17 protein-coding genes, 15 tRNA genes and 1 pseudogene are annotated in these 15,744 nt (G+C 34.9%); 24 read left to right on the forward strand and 9 right to left on the reverse strand.

Going from position 1 to position 15,744, the window contains the following annotated elements:
• Window positions 1-30 precede the first annotated feature (30 nt).
• Entirely contained in the window at window positions 31-474 is a 444-nt protein-coding gene (locus BM161_RS01280) for a peptidyl-tRNA hydrolase (protein ID WP_083425626.1), read from the forward strand.
• Here the strand turns inward: BM161_RS01280 and BM161_RS01285 are convergent.
• Complete coding sequence (locus tag BM161_RS01285) at window positions 443-775, reverse strand: hypothetical protein (protein WP_074929870.1); 333 nt, start codon at window positions 773-775, stop codon at window positions 443-445. The two genes, BM161_RS01280 and BM161_RS01285, sit on opposite strands and share 32 nt — an antisense overlap.
• Window positions 776-929: 154 nt before the next feature.
• Window positions 930-1,006: transfer RNA gene (locus BM161_RS01290), tRNA-Met, on the reverse strand.
• Between the two features lie 111 nt (window positions 1,007-1,117).
• On the opposite strand from BM161_RS01290, the gene BM161_RS01295 reads away from it, so the two are divergent.
• From BM161_RS01295 to BM161_RS01405, 23 genes and pseudogenes are all read left to right on the forward strand, one after another.
• On the forward strand, window positions 1,118-1,762 hold the full coding sequence (locus tag BM161_RS01295; RefSeq protein WP_074929871.1) for a hypothetical protein: 645 nt from the start codon (window positions 1,118-1,120) through the stop codon (window positions 1,760-1,762).
• A 27-nt stretch (window positions 1,763-1,789) separates the two neighbouring features.
• Window positions 1,790-2,014, forward strand: a complete 225-nt coding sequence (locus BM161_RS01300; protein WP_074929872.1) for a hypothetical protein — start codon at window positions 1,790-1,792, stop codon at window positions 2,012-2,014.
• 40 nt (window positions 2,015-2,054) lie between these two features.
• Window positions 2,055-2,681 carry a hypothetical protein gene (locus tag BM161_RS01305; RefSeq protein ID WP_074929873.1) on the forward strand — a complete coding sequence of 209 codons (627 nt, stop codon included), beginning with the start codon at window positions 2,055-2,057 and terminating at the stop codon, window positions 2,679-2,681.
• Window positions 2,682-2,872: 191 nt separating this feature from the next.
• Complete coding sequence (locus BM161_RS14315; protein WP_177206182.1) at window positions 2,873-3,049, forward strand: hypothetical protein; 177 nt, start codon at window positions 2,873-2,875, stop codon at window positions 3,047-3,049.
• A gap of 42 nt (window positions 3,050-3,091) precedes the next feature.
• Window positions 3,092-3,367, forward strand: coding sequence for a helix-turn-helix domain-containing protein (locus tag BM161_RS01310; RefSeq protein WP_074929874.1), 276 nt, complete (start codon window positions 3,092-3,094; stop codon window positions 3,365-3,367).
• 16 nt (window positions 3,368-3,383) lie between these two features.
• A tRNA-Gln gene (locus BM161_RS01315) sits at window positions 3,384-3,456 on the forward strand.
• A 6-nt stretch (window positions 3,457-3,462) separates the two neighbouring features.
• Window positions 3,463-3,535, forward strand: a tRNA-Gly gene (locus BM161_RS01320).
• A gap of 6 nt (window positions 3,536-3,541) precedes the next feature.
• Window positions 3,542-3,613: transfer RNA gene (locus tag BM161_RS01325), tRNA-Phe, on the forward strand.
• A gap of 95 nt (window positions 3,614-3,708) precedes the next feature.
• Window positions 3,709-3,790 (forward strand) — tRNA-Leu (locus BM161_RS01330).
• A gap of 5 nt (window positions 3,791-3,795) precedes the next feature.
• Window positions 3,796-3,877: transfer RNA gene (locus tag BM161_RS01335), tRNA-Leu, on the forward strand.
• A 7-nt stretch (window positions 3,878-3,884) separates the two neighbouring features.
• Window positions 3,885-3,966: transfer RNA gene (locus BM161_RS01340), tRNA-Leu, on the forward strand.
• A 4-nt stretch (window positions 3,967-3,970) separates the two neighbouring features.
• Window positions 3,971-4,046, forward strand: a tRNA-Arg gene (locus BM161_RS01345).
• Between the two features lie 4 nt (window positions 4,047-4,050).
• Window positions 4,051-4,122, forward strand: a tRNA-Met gene (locus BM161_RS01350).
• 200 nt (window positions 4,123-4,322) lie between these two features.
• Window positions 4,323-4,475, forward strand: coding sequence for a hypothetical protein (locus BM161_RS14320; protein WP_177206183.1), 153 nt, complete (start codon window positions 4,323-4,325; stop codon window positions 4,473-4,475).
• Between the two features lie 71 nt (window positions 4,476-4,546).
• A pseudogene (locus BM161_RS14530) lies at window positions 4,547-4,732 on the forward strand (helix-turn-helix domain-containing protein); the annotation flags it as partial.
• A gap of 75 nt (window positions 4,733-4,807) precedes the next feature.
• Window positions 4,808-4,880 (forward strand) — tRNA-Trp (locus BM161_RS01365).
• Between the two features lie 3 nt (window positions 4,881-4,883).
• Window positions 4,884-4,958 (forward strand) — tRNA-Cys (locus BM161_RS01370).
• Between the two features lie 87 nt (window positions 4,959-5,045).
• Window positions 5,046-5,117 (forward strand) — tRNA-Glu (locus BM161_RS01375).
• Window positions 5,118-5,123: 6 nt separating this feature from the next.
• Window positions 5,124-5,212 (forward strand) — tRNA-Ser (locus tag BM161_RS01380).
• 83 nt (window positions 5,213-5,295) lie between these two features.
• A tRNA-Ser gene (locus BM161_RS01390) sits at window positions 5,296-5,382 on the forward strand.
• Window positions 5,383-5,387: 5 nt separating this feature from the next.
• A tRNA-Asn gene (locus BM161_RS01395) sits at window positions 5,388-5,459 on the forward strand.
• An 81-nt stretch (window positions 5,460-5,540) separates the two neighbouring features.
• Window positions 5,541-5,861: a nucleotide pyrophosphohydrolase gene (locus BM161_RS01400; protein WP_022932406.1), complete on the forward strand. Its 321-nt coding sequence runs from the start codon at window positions 5,541-5,543 to the stop codon at window positions 5,859-5,861.
• A gap of 130 nt (window positions 5,862-5,991) precedes the next feature.
• The gene (locus tag BM161_RS01405; RefSeq protein WP_425319043.1) at window positions 5,992-6,516 is read left to right on the forward strand and encodes an O-acetyl-ADP-ribose deacetylase; all 525 of its coding nucleotides are present in this window, start codon (window positions 5,992-5,994) and stop codon (window positions 6,514-6,516) included.
• A 153-nt stretch (window positions 6,517-6,669) separates the two neighbouring features.
• On the opposite strand, the gene BM161_RS01410 is transcribed toward BM161_RS01405, so the two are convergent.
• From BM161_RS01410 to BM161_RS01440, 7 genes are all read right to left on the reverse strand, one after another.
• Entirely contained in the window at window positions 6,670-8,259 is a 1,590-nt protein-coding gene (locus BM161_RS01410; protein WP_074929876.1) for an AAA family ATPase, read from the reverse strand.
• Between the two features lie 71 nt (window positions 8,260-8,330).
• Window positions 8,331-8,717: a hypothetical protein gene (locus tag BM161_RS01415; RefSeq protein WP_083425627.1), complete on the reverse strand. Its 387-nt coding sequence runs from the start codon at window positions 8,715-8,717 to the stop codon at window positions 8,331-8,333.
• Window positions 8,718-8,922: 205 nt separating this feature from the next.
• Window positions 8,923-9,765: a BRO family protein gene (locus BM161_RS01420; RefSeq protein WP_074929877.1), complete on the reverse strand. Its 843-nt coding sequence runs from the start codon at window positions 9,763-9,765 to the stop codon at window positions 8,923-8,925.
• A 75-nt stretch (window positions 9,766-9,840) separates the two neighbouring features.
• Window positions 9,841-10,779, reverse strand: coding sequence for a DUF2971 domain-containing protein (locus BM161_RS01425; RefSeq protein ID WP_074929878.1), 939 nt, complete (start codon window positions 10,777-10,779; stop codon window positions 9,841-9,843).
• A gap of 3 nt (window positions 10,780-10,782) precedes the next feature.
• Window positions 10,783-14,013, reverse strand: coding sequence for a type I restriction endonuclease subunit R (locus BM161_RS01430; RefSeq protein WP_074929879.1), 3,231 nt, complete (start codon window positions 14,011-14,013; stop codon window positions 10,783-10,785).
• A 6-nt stretch (window positions 14,014-14,019) separates the two neighbouring features.
• Window positions 14,020-15,216 carry an ATP-binding protein gene (locus BM161_RS01435; protein WP_074930259.1) on the reverse strand — a complete coding sequence of 399 codons (1,197 nt, stop codon included), beginning with the start codon at window positions 15,214-15,216 and terminating at the stop codon, window positions 14,020-14,022.
• A 104-nt stretch (window positions 15,217-15,320) separates the two neighbouring features.
• The gene (locus tag BM161_RS01440; protein WP_074929880.1) at window positions 15,321-15,719 is read right to left on the reverse strand and encodes a hypothetical protein; all 399 of its coding nucleotides are present in this window, start codon (window positions 15,717-15,719) and stop codon (window positions 15,321-15,323) included.
• Between the last annotated feature and the right edge of the window lie 25 nt (window positions 15,720-15,744).

The raw sequence follows: 15,744 nt of genomic DNA on the forward strand, positions 1-15,744 counted from the left end.
TTGTCACCAGCACAAAAGGAAAACAGCTTTATGGGAATGCGAAGATTATTTATCATCAGAAAGGATTTACATCTTTCTGCAGGAAAACTTGGGGCGATGGTTGCTCATTGTGCGGAAGGATATTGGATTTGGCTTATCAAAAGAAATCTTATGGAACAGGATGGAAGAGTTCACGTCTCTTTTGATTTAGACCGCGAGATATATGACGACTATTTGAATGGTCGCATTACAAAAACAATTTGTGAAGCAAAAAATCTGAATAAACTGCTGCAAGCTCGCGATATGGCTCTGAATCTTGGGTTGGTTGAAAATCAGGATTTTGGAATGATAAACGATGCCTGTCTTACAGAGCTTACTCCTGAATGGGTGGATGAGAATGGCGAAGGCCGATGTACCGTCGGTATCTGGTTTAAGCCTCTGCAGGATGATGTTGCTCATTCCATCAGTAAGAAGTTTCAGCTGTATAAGGATTAATTAATTCGGTTTGCTCGTAAACTAATTCATCAATTATTCTGAAATCATAGATATTATTTTCAATGCAGAATTGATAAATAGTATCTATAGTGTCTACTGGTGAAAAAGCGAAGCCCGCTCTTGATAACAAGTCTTCTGCTTCCATCAAATTAAGATGTAATGCAATAATCAAAGAAAGTATTGTTTGTTTTTGCGGATGATAATCTGCATCGGAACGGATTTTAGAAAACAATCTGCGGTCGATACTTGCAGTTTTGTAAATCTGGATTTCAGAAAGACCTTTATTCCAGATTAGATGCATAAGCCGTTCCTGAAAAGTTTCATTTTTTCTGGCCAAGATTGTTTGTAATGAAGGATAGTTTTCAATAAGACTTTTTTGTCTTCTTAAAATGCAATTTGTGAATACCTAATCTCCTTATGAAAATGAAAGTATCATTTTGAAATAAAAAAATCTATAGCGGGTGGAAGAATCGAACTTCCCCGACGTCGAGCTTATGAGGCTCGTGAGCCACAACCAGTGCTCCAACCCGCTGTGATGTCTGAACTATAACAGACTTTGTTTTTTTAGTGGTCGCCACGGTGGGGACATTTTTTAAATTATTAGTTTAATGATTTTTGTGTAAAGCTTTTGTATTCTAATAATATGGTAATACAATTTTTGGAAATATCAGAAAGTAATAGAAGAGAATTTAAAGCACAACTTAAAATAGCTTATAAGAATCATTTCAAGAAAACAAAAGCCTTCAAAGAAGTTTTTAAGGATAGCTATATACCTGAAATTTCAATACCAAATGATTTATATTTTGATGATATCGAAAAAGCAAAGAAGCAACTGTACGAAGATAAAACAAATGGTGAAGAAGTCTATATGAAAGACTTCATTTCTGACTTACAGGAAAATCTTTCATTTGTTCCAATTATTAAGGTAGAAAAGGAAATTGAATATGATCCTGGTCATTCATTTACAGTAGAGGAAATGAATCAGATTAGGAAATGGCAAAAAGCACACAGAGCAAAAAATCATCCTGAAGGAGAAACATATCAAGGAGCAGTAGGCGTTGAAAGATTTGAATACACTCTTTTAGGAACTTCGTTGGGGATGATAAAAAATTGCTTTTGTAAATCATGTAAAGAAAAATATGAGGAAGAATCGAAGCCCTACACAACTATCACTATGGAAGAATTTCTGAGAATCAAAAAACCGAAATATTCGTATGAAGAAAAAGAGAAAAAGCTTTCGGAATTACGAGAAAAATGGGACTATGAGATTGATTTTAGTGATTGGTAGATTTGAAAGATTAAATGGAGTAGTTAGATGAAAAATAATTTTAAATGGCATAAGGAACAGATTAACGGCAAGTGGTATTCCGTTTGTAATCACGAACATGTTCCTATGATTGAGCATACAAAAGATGATAAATATAAAGTCCGCAACTGCAATGGCAAAGCGATTCTTCACGAAAAGTTTGCTGATGCTGAAAAACTCGCAATTGAAACTTACAAGAAATTCGAAAAGTTCAATAAAAGTTTTGAGGGATAATCTGAATTGATATAACCGGCGTAATATTCTTGGAGATTTTATGAATGGAAATACAAAAGAAATAAAATATACCTTAGCTAGAGAAGAAATGATAGAATTGCTTGAAAAATACCCATTTCTTGTATATAGAAACATTTATTCTGGTGAAAAAACGCATGATACTTTAGATGAAGATATAGAATATAATGAATGGACTTCTTGGGACGGTTCTGGTTGGGAACACATATGGAAACGTTATCTTACTTACCTCTTTATAGAATATGACAAATTAAATGAAAAAATAAAGAAAGATTTTATGATATTCGAAACAAAAGAAAAATACGGTTCTTTTAGATGTTATACAAGCTTTGGAAATAAAGAGATATTTGAGCTAGAAAATAAATTAGGAATGATTTCTAAATGGACATGTATTAGATGTGGTAAACAACCTAAGAACTCTAAAGGACAACATATTATTTGGAGAACTACAGGTTGGATATGTCCATATTGTAAAGAGTGCTTTAAGAAAGAAATTTCTGGTAATGACTGGTCAAAAAAGAAAGAACGAAAATGGCAAAAAGACATGTTGCAAGAATGTAAAGAAGTAAAAAAAAGAGACTTTGCTATGTTACATTATGATTATAATACTGAAACTAGAATTTCTTATGGAGATTTATGGGATTTTTAGTGATATAGAGTCCTATACTTTGATTATTGTACTAGTATTGAGAAAACTACAATCACTAAAGTACAACTTGAATGACAAAAATCATAATAGGTTGTATATTCAAACTATCACTTCTACAAAGCGTTTCTTTTACAGAAATCTCAGAAGTAGTGCTCGTTGAGCACCTTGTATTTTAAGAAGGAGGAACTGAGATGAAAGCAGGTTCTAACATTTTTAGATTGCAAACATTAAGACTGTCTCAGCTCTCTCTCTGCAGGTTCCAGCTTTTTATGCAGCAGGGCCTCAGCTTGTTACAGGGAATGTTTAACGGGTTTGGCTTTATTGGCCAGACTACTTTTGGAAATTTTGTAGGGAAGACCAACGCTTAATTTTTTTTACATGCGTTGGCTCCCGGAATTAAGGAGAAACGGATGTGTAAAATTAATAAGCCAGTAATCAACGTAGCAGCAACTGCTGCAAAAATCAAAGAATGCCGAATCCGTGCAGGTTATTCGGTACGTGAAATCCAAACTATTTTCAATTTCTCAAGTCCTGAGGCAATTTACGCATGGGAGAAGGGTAAGTATATTCCTTCCATTGATAACATGATTGTCATTGCCGAAATCTACGGTGTTTCCATCGATGATTTCATTGTCCGCGATGTAATTGAAATTGAGTGTGATATTCGGGAGGCAAAATCGGCTTGAATTAAAAAGTAATTACTCTCCTGTAGCATAAATGGTAGTGTACCAGATTCTGATTCTGGGTGGTGTAAGTTCGAATCTTACTGGGAGAACTTTATGTAGTGATAGCTCAATTGGTAGAGTTCCGGCCTTCCAAGCCGGTTGTTGCGGGTTCAAGTCCCGTTCACTACTTATTATGTGGAAGTAGCTTAACTGGCAAAGCGCTGGATTGAAAATCCAAAGTAGATGGTTCGAGTCCATCCTTCCGCGCTTATGCTCTGATGGTGGAATTTAGAATACACGACTGGCTTAAGACCAGTTACCGGAATGGTTTGCAGGTGCAAGTCCTGCTCAGAGTAATTTATGCCTGCGTGGTGCAATTGGAAGACACGACTGACTTAGGATCAGTTGCCTTATGGTATGAAGGTTCGAGACCTTTCGCAGGTAAATATGCTTCAGTGGTGCAAATGGAAGACACGTTTGGCTAAGGACCAGATGCCTTATGGTATGAGAGTTCGATTCTCTCCTGAAGCAAAGTTAAGTTCTGGTGGCGCAATTGGAAGACGCAGCTGCCTCAAAAACAGTTTTCGAAAGAATTGTGAGTTCGAGTCTCACCCAGAACATCATAGGATATTAGCTCAGCTGGAATTAGAGCAGCCGACTTCTAATCGGCAGGTCATTGGTTCGAATCCAATATGTCCTATTTCGGGTATGTAATTCAGTGGTAGAATGCACGGCTCATATCCGCGTCGTCGGTGGTCCAATTCCATCCATACCCATCTTTCGTAGTGTAATTGGTAGCACAAAAGCTTTTGGTGCTTTTAGTTTTGGTTCGAATCCAGACGAAAGAAGAATTATAGAACGTCTTTAATGATTTAAATTTTAGACTGTGTTATATTAAAATCACAAAGCGTTGAAACGACGCAAAAGTTGGCTTGAGCCGGCTTATTTCTTACATGGGGTTTCAGAGATGAAAACTATGAGTAATTACATTTCTAATTGTCTCAATCATAGCAGTCATTCATGGTCGGAATGTCATTTCTCTGAACATTCCTGGTGTGAGAATGAAAGCTGGAATGAAAACAGTTCGTCGAACTGTAAGTCAATTTTTGTAAACGGAGTTTCTGCGTAACCTTCCTTTTTAGGCGTTGAAGCTCCGAACTGTAAGGAGTTATCAACGTGAAAACTACATATCTTAAACCTGTGCTGGATTTAGAGGCTACAGGTACAAAAATCAAAACACTTATGAAGCAGCGGAGCATTACACCTCGTCAGCTGCAGATTCTTCTCGACTTTCCGTATGTCCAGACGATTTACAATTGGTACCAGGGCAAGAATCTCCCGACAATCGATAACCTTGTTGTACTTGCACAGATACTTGGCGTAACTATGGATGATATAGAATGGTTGAGATGGAAATTGATGATGTGGAGGGCGTGGAAGTTCTTATTGCATGAAACAAATACGCGTATAGCTCAGCTGGTAGAGCATCGGTCTCCAAAACCGAAGGTCTTAGGTTCGAATCCTAATGCGCGTGATAGATCTGGTACCCAAGTGGTCTAAGGGAACAGTCTGCAAAACTGTCATTTCGTGGGTTCAAATCCCATCCAGATCTCTTTTATGGAGTTACTAGTGTAAAGGTAACACTCCTGCCCGTGGAGCAGGCATTCTGAGTTCGAATCTCAGGTATCTCCCTTCCTTTGGTCTGCTGGTGCAACGGTCAGCACATCTGACTTTCTATCAGAAAATACCAGTTCGATTCTGGTGCAGACTATAATCTGGAGTTGTGTCCGAGTGGTTTAAGGTACCGGTTTGCTAAACCGGCGAGTTTCATCAGGGACTCCGATGGTTCGAATCCATCCGGCCCCGTATTTTGGTTGATTAGAATAACGGTTAGTTCACTGGGGTTTCATCCCAGTAAAACGGGTTCAACTCCCGTATCAACCTTGTCTGGAAGTTTAGCCTAATTGGTAAGGCACCAGTCCTGAAAACTGGCGGTAGATTGTATCTCCATGCAGGTTCGAATCCTGTAGCTTCCGTCTTTGGAGAATTAGCACAATGGTTAGTGCAGCGGACTGTTAATCCGCCTATACAAGTTCGATTCTTGTATTCTCCGTAAATCTTTTTATCTTGAAAATAGGATTCAATTTGTGTTTTGTCATTGAATCTCTGCTATAATGCAGAGAAGGAAAACATAATGACAGAACAAACAATAAACAGAATAAGAAAATTTACCGCAGATCGCGATTGGGATCAGTTTCATACCCCTGCAAATCTTGCAAAATCAATCTCTATAGAAGCAAATGAACTTTTGGAATGCTTTCAGTGGTCAGATAAAGATTACGACTTGCAGCATGTAAAAGAAGAACTTGCTGATGTTATGGTTTACTGCCGTAATTTGCTCGATAAACTCGATCTTGATGAAGACGAAATCATCAATATGAAAATGACGATGAACGAAGCAAAATATCCGGTTGAAAAAGCGAAAGGAAGCAATAAAAAATATACGGAATTGTGATATAATAAAATTATCGGGGCTGTAGCTCACCTGGCTAGAGCGCTACAATTTGTTGATGGATAATTAATAAAAAAATAGTCCACTGGACTGTTTTTTTATTAATTTACAATTATATAAGGATTCAAGTCCGATCAGCTCCACTATGGGAAAAATCAAAATTATAAAAGGTGACATCACAACGCTGGATTGCGATGCAATTGTAAATGCTGCTAATTCAAGCCTTCTTGGAGGCGGCGGTGTTGATGGCGCTATTCATTGGGCTGCAGGCCCTGAACTCTTGGCAGAATGCCGTACTCTTCACGGCTGTAGAACTGGCGAAGCAAAAATCACAAAAGGTTATAAACTTCCTGCGAAATTTGTAATTCACACTGTTGGTCCGGTTTATTTTGAACATAAACCTGCAGAGGCAGAAGCGCTTTTGACTTCCTGTTATGAAAATTCTTTAACTCTTGCGAAGGAAAATGGGCTTAAGACTATTGCTTTTCCGCTGATTTCTGCCGGTGTTTACGGCTATCCGCAGAGGGATGCCATAAAACTTGCTGTAGAAACTATGAAATTGCATCAGGATGATTTTGATGAGATGACTCTGGTGCTGTTTGGAGAGCGGGAGTTCGGATTTGCGAAAGAAGAGTATTCAGAATTTATTCAAGAATAAAAAATATACCGAAAATACCAAATGTTTAAGGTTGAAATTTCACGAATTTACCAAATGTTGGCCATTTTTATAAAAAATCTTCAACAATTATTGTGAAATTGTTTTTTACCACCTGGTAACACCCAAAAAAAGGTAGTAATTGGTGGTAAAATATTATTCCTTTATAAATCTCTCAATTTTACAGGTATGAGCTTTAGTTTTCTCATCATAATTAATACCTATAAATATCAAATTGCCTGAATAATTTGATAGAGAGTCATAATACTTCTTTTCCTTAATTTGATTTAATGCGGTTTCTGCTATTCCGTTATGCTTTAACTCAAAAATTAAAGCCGGTAAATCAGGTAAAACTGGAACATAAGTCATATCTGCAATTCCTTTCCCAGCAGGAATCTCGCGATATGCATTATATTTGTTTAACGCATAAATATACGAAAGATAAATTGCACAATGTAAAGCGTCTTCATTGTTGTAAGAACGATTGCTGGTTACATGTATATGGCTTTCATCTAAGCTTTTTGCGACAGCATCTTCATTACCGTTAAAGGTTTCTTCTAAAAGTTGTTTTGATGCTTCAATGATTTTATTTGTTGTTGAATAATCAGCACAAATCTTTAATGCATTTATCCATTCACCTTGAACTTCCCTGTTAGGAATATAGCATTGTTCTTTTTTTGAATTATATGCAAGATAGCCAAGATGAATTAGATATGTAAAAACATCATCCCTTGTTTTAAAACCGGTCATTGTATTTTTATAAGAAGTGACATTAACATCAATGTAGTCGCCAGAAATCATCTTTATAACTTCATCTTTAGTACCATCAAAGTTCATGCCAATATAATCAGAAATTACTTCATAAGTTGAGGTCTGTCCCCAATAGCTTTGTATTTTGTTATTTCTTATAGACTCAAGTACAGAACGAGGATTGTATAATTCAACATTTTCAAGTTTATATCCATCGTACCAGCGTTTGCATTCTTCATAATTAAAATTATTTTTATCGCAAATCGCTTTAGTTTCTTCTGCAGTAAATCCAATATATGGAGCAAGTCCATTCGATCCCAACATTGTGTATTCAGTAAAGTTATTTAATTTTGACTGAATCTTCTCTCGGATAATAGGAAGAATTCCTGTTAGATAAGCAAGAGTAATTGCAGGTTGTAAAGTCGTATTTTTGAATAATCCATTTAAAAATGCAAGATATTTGTTAAACAGCTCATCACTAATATTTCCAGAAACAACTTCGCGAACTAAAATATCGTATTCATCAATAATTATTACAAATTTTTCTTTTGTTTGAGTGTAAATATAAATTAAATTGTATGGTAAATCATCTGCTATATCGATTTTACATTCTGGAAATTCATTTGCTAGTTCTTTATTAATTCGTTTACAAATAATACTAATAAAATTTTCTTTATCTTCAATATTTTGATATTCCGAATTTAAATCAATTTTTATGACGTTTACTTTATTAAGATATTTTTCAAAAATTGGATCTTTACTTCCAATAGAGTTTTTAAAAAGTTCTTTTGAATTACAGCCTTTAGAAAAATAAGCACAAAGCATATTTCCAATTACTGTTTTACCAAAACGACGAGGACGGCTGACACATACATATTGATTCCATCGTTCAAATACTTCTATAAGGGCTGGAATCATACCTGACTTATCAACATATATTTTATTCTTTGAAATTTGTGCAAAAAGTTCATTTCCAGGATTTAAATAAATGCCCATATCATCCTCCGTAAAAGATTATAACATATTATTGGTTATGCATAAAGTTATCGATGTAAATTGAGAAAAAACTATATAAACTTATTTTCTCTCAAGAATTTTTCACTGATATCAAGATTTTCAAAATCATCTTCATATTCTTCAAAATAATATTTTGCATAGCAATAAACTGTATCAGGGAAACGGGGAAAGATTCCTCGACAGAGTTTTTTGAACAGATTTGTAAACTCTTCTGTATAGCAAAGGGAGAGCATAAAATCCATTAAGTATTCAACTTCGTGTTGAGTAGCACTTGTATCAGAAATTATTCGATTTACGATTGGAGTATAAATTTGAACAGCCTGTAAACTGAGCTGCATAATGCCTTCTGCCATTGATTTTATTTCATTTACGAACGTTTCATAACTTTCATCTTTGCCAAAAGTTTTTTCGTGATGTTCTTTTAAGTTCTTTTTCATATGGAAATTATAATTTTTGAAGTATAGAAAAGATATAAACTGTTAGTTTAAAGATGTAAAAATTATTATGTCACGAAAATTATACAGTTTTCGTGACATAAACATACTTTGCTAATAAAAATATACAAATTATGTGATTCTTCAGCGATAACTTCATTTTTTTGACACTTATCGCTGAAGAATCTGCATATTTTATGAGAAAAAACTAGCGCTTATCTTCTTTATTATTTCCAATCTCAAGAGCCGGTTTATCTTTTGCATTTAGTGATGAAATTGCTTTCTGTCCGGTTTCTTTCTCATAATTTTCTCGTGCAAAGTTTGCAACTTTTCCACCTCGGACAGCAACTTTTTTGTTTTCTTCAAAACCTTCTGGCTTTTCCTGTTTTGAAATGGATGTTGCAGTAACTTCGGCAAGCATATTCAAAACGAGTTCAATATTGGTCATATTGTCGCGGAGATTTTCTTTTTTCAGACCTTTCTTCTGCTTATATTCTTTTACAGAAAGACCGCTCCAGGCTTTTGTCATTTCGTTTGTAAGAATTGCGTAGTCTTTCTCTTTTTCAATTCCTCGGGCTTTCCATTCGTCGGTAAGCTCTTTTCGCATCTCGATTGTCTGCAAACGTTGATTAATCCAGCCTTCGGTATAGCCTTTTGCACGATAAAAATCGGCACCACGCATAATAGCTTTTTCAGGATCTGCAATTTCATCCAAACGGTCAGCACCTATCTGTGCAAGCCATACTTTGAAAGGTTCTGCTTTTGGAGAAGGAATTGATTGAACGAGACGGAGAACGTTTTTTGTGGATAACACATCAGTAGAATATTTTTTACCATCAGCTGCGGGTAATTTCAGTTGTACGATATTTTCGTACAACTGACTTCCTTCAGAAATTAATTTTCGTTTTAAGTCGCTCCAATATCTTCGAGGATTATTGCTGCCTGTAAGAATTTCAATAATATCAATAACCGAAAAATACCAGTCTTCTTCCTCATCATTCCAGACAGTGCGAACATTCTTATTTTCAAATACTTTGATTTTGTTTTCCATAGTTTTAGTTCCCTAACACCTTTATAATACCAATACACTGTTCAAAAAGAATTAAACTGTTAATTTAAAATCATTTCAGCGTATTTTTATTCTAGATTCTGTAACAAGAGCATCATTAAGTCCTGAAGATTTCAAGAATAATTCCAAATCTCTTTTACTTTGCTCACATTTTGGACCAAGCATTACTTCTGTAATAAGACCTTCTCCCCATACTGGACTAATATCCAAAAAACGGCATGGACGAATTTTATTGTTAATTAACTTAAATTCTAGAACATCTAAACCGCTCTGTTTAAATAATGAATTCATATCTGGAAATGAGAAATCCTTATAAACTTCTTGTAGATGTGGGATTTTTGAAAAAGTATCCTTAGCTAAGGTATCTTCATAAGCAAGTCTTATTTCGCCTTCATCTTTCCAAGCAGTATTTTTGACAAAATATTTCATCTGCCTATAGCTGTCAGAAATAAGTGTATATCCCATATCCTTATAAAATAAATCTTGTGGAATTTCTGGAAAAATACGAAAAGTCTTATGGCCTATTAATTTATCTGCTAAGTTCTTCCAAAAATATTCTAATCTACTTTCTTCATCATAAATGATAGGACTTATTTGAACAAATCCAGAAGCTATAAATTGTATAGTTTGCAATTTTGAAACATTAATTCCAATACAAACTCCTTTTCTAGAATCAGCATATCTATCCCAATGGGCAAGATTATCATATTTTGTAGATAATGAAAAAACAAATGGCTCTATATCAGGACGTGCTAACTCTTCGAATTCTTTTAATTTTGGAACAAAAGCATTTTCATATAAGTAATTGATGAACTTATCATTTTTTGTTTCATATAAGGTTCGAAAATCTTTCTCAAAATCTGTAATACTGTATGAAGCTTCTTCTATATCATTTAAGCTTTCTACACCACTGAGCAAAAGAGATTTGTTCTTTACGATTTCGTATAAAGCAGGAATTGATGTGTAATGATAAAATATCTTGGCTGATAGTTCCATACTTTACGCAACTTCTCCTAACCAGCCATAATGTTGTACTGACATATCTACAAAATGATTAAGCAGCAAATTGATTTTTGAATCAAATGCTTCTTTATCAAAGCTTTGTGGTAAGTCGGCATCAAGTGAAGAAATGATAGCATCTTTTACTGTTGTTGAGGCCTGTTCATCTTTGTACCAGTCTACAACAAAAAGATTCTGTTTTTCTTCTGTGAGTTTTTTATAGAGATTTTTTGCTGCAAGCTTTACTTTCTGTTCTTCGTCTTTTGTGAGTTTTCGGCCTTTTATAAGAAGGTCAAACATTTCCAGTTCTTCTTCGGTAAGGCCTTCAGTTTCAGCACGTTTATCTTCGTTTTTCATGTCTTCGATAAGCTGTAAGAGTTGCTCATAATAATCTTCGTTTTCACTACCGCCGGCATTGTATTGGTCAATGATGTTTTTAAAGCGTTCACTGAAAGATATACGTGTAGTATTTTTGTTTATCATAATCTGCAGCATTTTCTGGATGAACTCTTTCATATCATCTATTTCGATTGCTTTGTATTGGGCTTTGTGTATTTCTTTGCGCAGTTCTTCTACATCGACTTTAGAAAGATCTATCACTTTGAATTCATGAATTAGATAGTTTGATGACTTTTTGCCGTTAGGGTCGCTGGTGTCTTCCGGTTTTTCTGAACTGACTGATGTATCAAGTAATGCCTGCATTCTGGCTTTTGCACGGTCTAACTTTTCATCATCAACATTGTTATTCATCAAATCGTTCAGATATTTTAACGGCTTAAACTTTTCATTCTGCCAGCCCATCTCGAAAATCTCAGGTTTGCTTGCTTCGTAAAGATTAAGCATTGTATTTGTAATAACGCGGAACTTTTCTTTGCCTTCATCTTTCTGGTAAATGATTTCCAGTGCATTTCGTAAGGCTTCAAGTTTTTCTAAGTCACCGGGAAGCTTATTGATTTCATCAAGACTGATATTAAGTTCGCTTAAAAACTCATCTGCTTCATTAATACTCTGACCAATTAATTCAAGAAGGTGTTCAATATCTTTTGCAGGGAACTCATCTCCGTCATCGCCGGTTGCATAATCGGTAAGGGCCTGCTGCATATACTTAAAGACATTTACGTAATCTACAATGATACCGCTTGTTTTACCCGGATAAACACGGTTTGCACGTGCAATTGCCTGCATGAGGGTATGTCCTTTCATAGGTTTATCAAGATAGAGCGTAGAAAGATTTGGAACATCAAAACCTGTAAGCCACATTGCGCAAACAAAAACAAGCTGCAACGGATCATTTTTATCTTTGAATCGGTCTTCAATATCTACTCCGTCAACAATCTTATTCATCTTGTCACGATGAGGTTTTATATTTAATCCCTGTTCTGCAAACTTCTTTTCTTCATCCGCATCTTCAGAAATTATTACTGCCATTTCGACATTGTTCATGTAGTCCAGGCGGGCAGTAATTTCATCGCGCTCTTCTTTTGTGGCAGCACTATTTCTGTCCTTTATAAGCTGTTTCTTTTCTTCTTCCCAGTAATGCTGAACTTTGTCATACATTTTTACAGCTGTAAACTTATCTACAGAAACAACCATTCCCTTTCCAAGGAATCCTCGACGAGGAAAATGATGTGCAATATCTTGAGCAATTTTATCAAGGCGTTCATCGCGCTTAAGAACTTCAATTATCTTGCTGCCGGAATCTTCCAGCTTTTTGATTTCTTCTTCATTAAGATTTTCATCTTCAATGATGTCTACAATATCATCATCAAGGAAGTTGTTTGTAAGTCCCACTTCAGGAACACGGCGGCTGTAGAACAAAGGAACTGTAGAGCCGTCTTCTACCGACTGTGCAAAATTATATTCAGAAACATAATCTCCAAACCACTGATTTGTAAGACGTTTTGAACCAAGCAGCGGAGTTCCTGTAAAGGCAATAAAGTTTGCATTCGGCAAAGCAGTGTGCATATTCTCTGCCAGGTCTTTGTACTGGGTACGATGTGCTTCATCTATCAAAACAAAAATGTCGTTGCGCTCGCTGAGAACAGGATATTTCTTTCCCTTATCATAGCGGAACTTATGAATCATAGAGAAAATGAATTTCTTGTTGCTCTTAAGATATTCTCGCAGCTGTTCTGAGTTCTTTGGCTGACATTCTTCTTTATTTCCGATAACTTCTGTGCGCACAAAGTTTTTGTAGATCTGAGTATCAAGATCTGTGCGGTCTGTAACAATAAAGAAAGTAAAATTGCCTTTTAATTTACGAGCACACTTTCTTGTAAAGAAAACCATGGAATATGATTTACCGGATCCTTGAGTATGCCAGAAAACACCAAGCTTTCCCTTAAGCTCTTCACGGCGTTCAACATTGCGCATAAGATTATTTACACCGAGGAACTGATGGTTCTTTGCAATGATTTTGACTTTTTGATTCTGGAACAAAATAAAGTTTTCTATGTAATCAATTAAGTGTTCTTTTTTACAAAGACCTCGGGCAAAGTATTCAATGGATACACCGCGTGCTTTAATATCTTTGCGGTTTGGCTTTTCATTTTCGCTTTCGACTTTAAGCCATTCAAAGAAAAACTCAAAATCTGAATTCCAGGCACCAAGGCGAGTTTCCAAACCATTACTCAAAACACAAATCTGATTAAAGGCAAAAAGATTCGGAATGTCTTTTTTGTAATCCGTAAGATTTTTATTATAAGCTTCTTCTATTTTAATTATGGCATTTTTAAGTTCAACAAAAACAAGAGGAAGACCGTTTACAAAAATGATTACATCCGGTCTTCGCCAGATATACTGTCCCTGAATCCATAACTGCGAAACTGCAGTAAAAATGTTGTTTTCGGGATTTTCAAAATCAATGAGTTTAACAAAATCAAAAGTCTGCCTGCCATTTTGTTGGAACTCAACTTTACGACCGTTGCGAATCAAATTGTAGTTGTCGTAATTGGTCTTTACCATGTCGCTGCCTGTATAGTCGCGGCATAGTTCCCGAATTACGGAATCAATATTCTCAGTAGGAATATTTGTATTGATTTTGTAAAGAGCAGTTTTTATCTGCTCTGGCAAAACACATTGCTTTTTAGAAGTACGCCCAGTTCCGTCATTCAAATCTTCTTTTCGCCCAGGATCAGAATCACACTGAATAAAGTTATATCCCATCTCATCGCTTTTAAGAATATTTATAAGAGAAACTTCAATGTCATCTTCAGTAATGTAGTTTGCCATAAAACGCTACTCCTTATTCAAAAGAAAATCTGCGATATTTATAATACTAATACCTTCATGCAAATATTTTTCGTGTCTTGTCCGTGCAATTAAAACTTTTGGATAAGCATCTTTTATGCTCAACAATGGAGATACTTCGCGTTCAAAGGTTTCTGGAGAAGAAATATCATCGCTAACCTGAATATAGATTTTCTCGCTCTGTTTAATTGCTACAAAATCAATTTCTTTTTTATAAAGAACTCCTGTGTATACTTCGTAACCTCTGCGAAGCAATTCAATACAAACCATGTTTTCATAAACTCTGCCATAGTCCATATTTTTTGTACCGAGAATTGCATAATGGAAAGAATGATCAGCAAGATAATATTTATCCTGGCTTGCAAGATATTTTTTACCACGGATATCATAACGGCGGACTTTGTAAAAGGCGTAAGCATTGCAAAGATAATTCAAATATGAGCCTATAGTTTTGTCATTTGTTTTTTCCTGATTACTTGTAAGAGTATCAGCAATTTTGCGGACAGAAACTTCTGAGGAAATATTATCCAGCATAAAGTCATTTAATTTATTCAGCAAAAGTTCATTTTTGATTTTATATTTTTGAACAATATCCCGGGTAATCAGAGTATTAAAAACATCTTTTATATAGGAATACTTTTCTTCAGGTGATTTATAAACAAATGAACCTGCCATTCCACCTTCTTTTACAAATGAATCAAAAGCTTCTTCAATATTACTGGTAGCAAAGTATTTTTGATATTCATAAAAAGAAAATGGGAAAACCAGAACTTGAAAAACGCGACCTGTGAAAAGTGTTGCTAAATCACTTGAAAGTAAAAATGCATTTGAACCTGTTATATAAATGTCATATTTTTCGCTTGCATGAAAGGAGTTGATTACTTTTTCAAAGTCTGAGCAAAGCTGCACTTCATCTATCAGTAGGAAATTATTTTTCTTGCTTAGATAGCGTTCCTCAACATAAGAATTCAAAGCTGATGCAGTTTTAATTGAATCGAACTCAAAAAGATTGTAATTGATGTGAATGATATTTGCATTATTGTCAGTCTCTTTTATCCATTCAATGAATGCATCCATCAGTTTAGATTTTCCGGAACGTCGTACACCAGTTATTACTTTTATATCTGGTGTTCCTGTTACACTTTTGAGCTTTTCTAAATAAAATTCCCGTTCAATTAATTTCATAAGAAAAGTATACATCGTCTATTTCGCAAAATCAATAATTTTTTAATTTTGCGAAATAGCTTCATTGCATTAATAATATAGATATTTTCCGTTTCAATTTTTAATCAATCATCATCTGTTGGAAGTGCAGAACTTTTCATTCTCAATCCATTATTATATAAATCGAATAAAGCCTTCAATTTATCTTTTCTTATCAAAACTGCTTGTCCTATTTTTTTAGGATATTCTAAACCTCCTGATGAAGAGATAAAATATTCTTCTTTCCATTGGATGAACTTAATTATTTCTTCGCCTGAATTATCTATTGCTCGTAATCCATTTTCAATATCTGTGGATATTTGTAAATTCATCGAGTTTATAACATATGGTGAAATAAAAAATATTTGTCCCCATTCCAAATCATCTTTAAAAACATTATGCATTATTGGATTTGTATTTTTTGTTTCATCAATTCCATCATCGTTAAAATAAAGCTCCAAATCAAATTTTAAGGAATTAAACAATTCTTGATTGTCTGTTTTTGCTAAA

Origin of the sequence: Treponema bryantii, assembly GCF_900113965.1 — a bacterium.
In the GTDB taxonomy this organism is placed as follows: domain Bacteria; phylum Spirochaetota; class Spirochaetia; order Treponematales; family Treponemataceae; genus Treponema_D; species Treponema_D bryantii_A.

Coding starts and splice junctions, on each gene's coding strand:
- BM161_RS01280 (WP_083425626.1), top strand. CDS start 31: ATGGGAATGCGAAGATTATTTATCATCAGAAAGGATTTACATCTTTCT.
- BM161_RS01285 (WP_074929870.1), bottom strand. CDS start 775: ATGCATCTAATCTGGAATAAAGGTCTTTCTGAAATCCAGATTTACAAA.
- BM161_RS01295 (WP_074929871.1), top strand. CDS start 1,118: ATGGTAATACAATTTTTGGAAATATCAGAAAGTAATAGAAGAGAATTT.
- BM161_RS01300 (WP_074929872.1), top strand. CDS start 1,790: ATGAAAAATAATTTTAAATGGCATAAGGAACAGATTAACGGCAAGTGG.
- BM161_RS01305 (WP_074929873.1), top strand. CDS start 2,055: ATGAATGGAAATACAAAAGAAATAAAATATACCTTAGCTAGAGAAGAA.
- BM161_RS14315 (WP_177206182.1), top strand. CDS start 2,873: ATGAAAGCAGGTTCTAACATTTTTAGATTGCAAACATTAAGACTGTCT.
- BM161_RS01310 (WP_074929874.1), top strand. CDS start 3,092: ATGTGTAAAATTAATAAGCCAGTAATCAACGTAGCAGCAACTGCTGCA.
- BM161_RS14320 (WP_177206183.1), top strand. CDS start 4,323: ATGAGTAATTACATTTCTAATTGTCTCAATCATAGCAGTCATTCATGG.
- BM161_RS01400 (WP_022932406.1), top strand. CDS start 5,541: ATGACAGAACAAACAATAAACAGAATAAGAAAATTTACCGCAGATCGC.
- BM161_RS01410 (WP_074929876.1), bottom strand. CDS start 8,259: ATGGGCATTTATTTAAATCCTGGAAATGAACTTTTTGCACAAATTTCA.
- BM161_RS01415 (WP_083425627.1), bottom strand. CDS start 8,717: ATGAAAAAGAACTTAAAAGAACATCACGAAAAAACTTTTGGCAAAGAT.
- BM161_RS01420 (WP_074929877.1), bottom strand. CDS start 9,765: ATGGAAAACAAAATCAAAGTATTTGAAAATAAGAATGTTCGCACTGTC.
- BM161_RS01425 (WP_074929878.1), bottom strand. CDS start 10,779: ATGGAACTATCAGCCAAGATATTTTATCATTACACATCAATTCCTGCT.
- BM161_RS01430 (WP_074929879.1), bottom strand. CDS start 14,013: ATGGCAAACTACATTACTGAAGATGACATTGAAGTTTCTCTTATAAAT.
- BM161_RS01435 (WP_074930259.1), bottom strand. CDS start 15,216: ATGAAATTAATTGAACGGGAATTTTATTTAGAAAAGCTCAAAAGTGTA.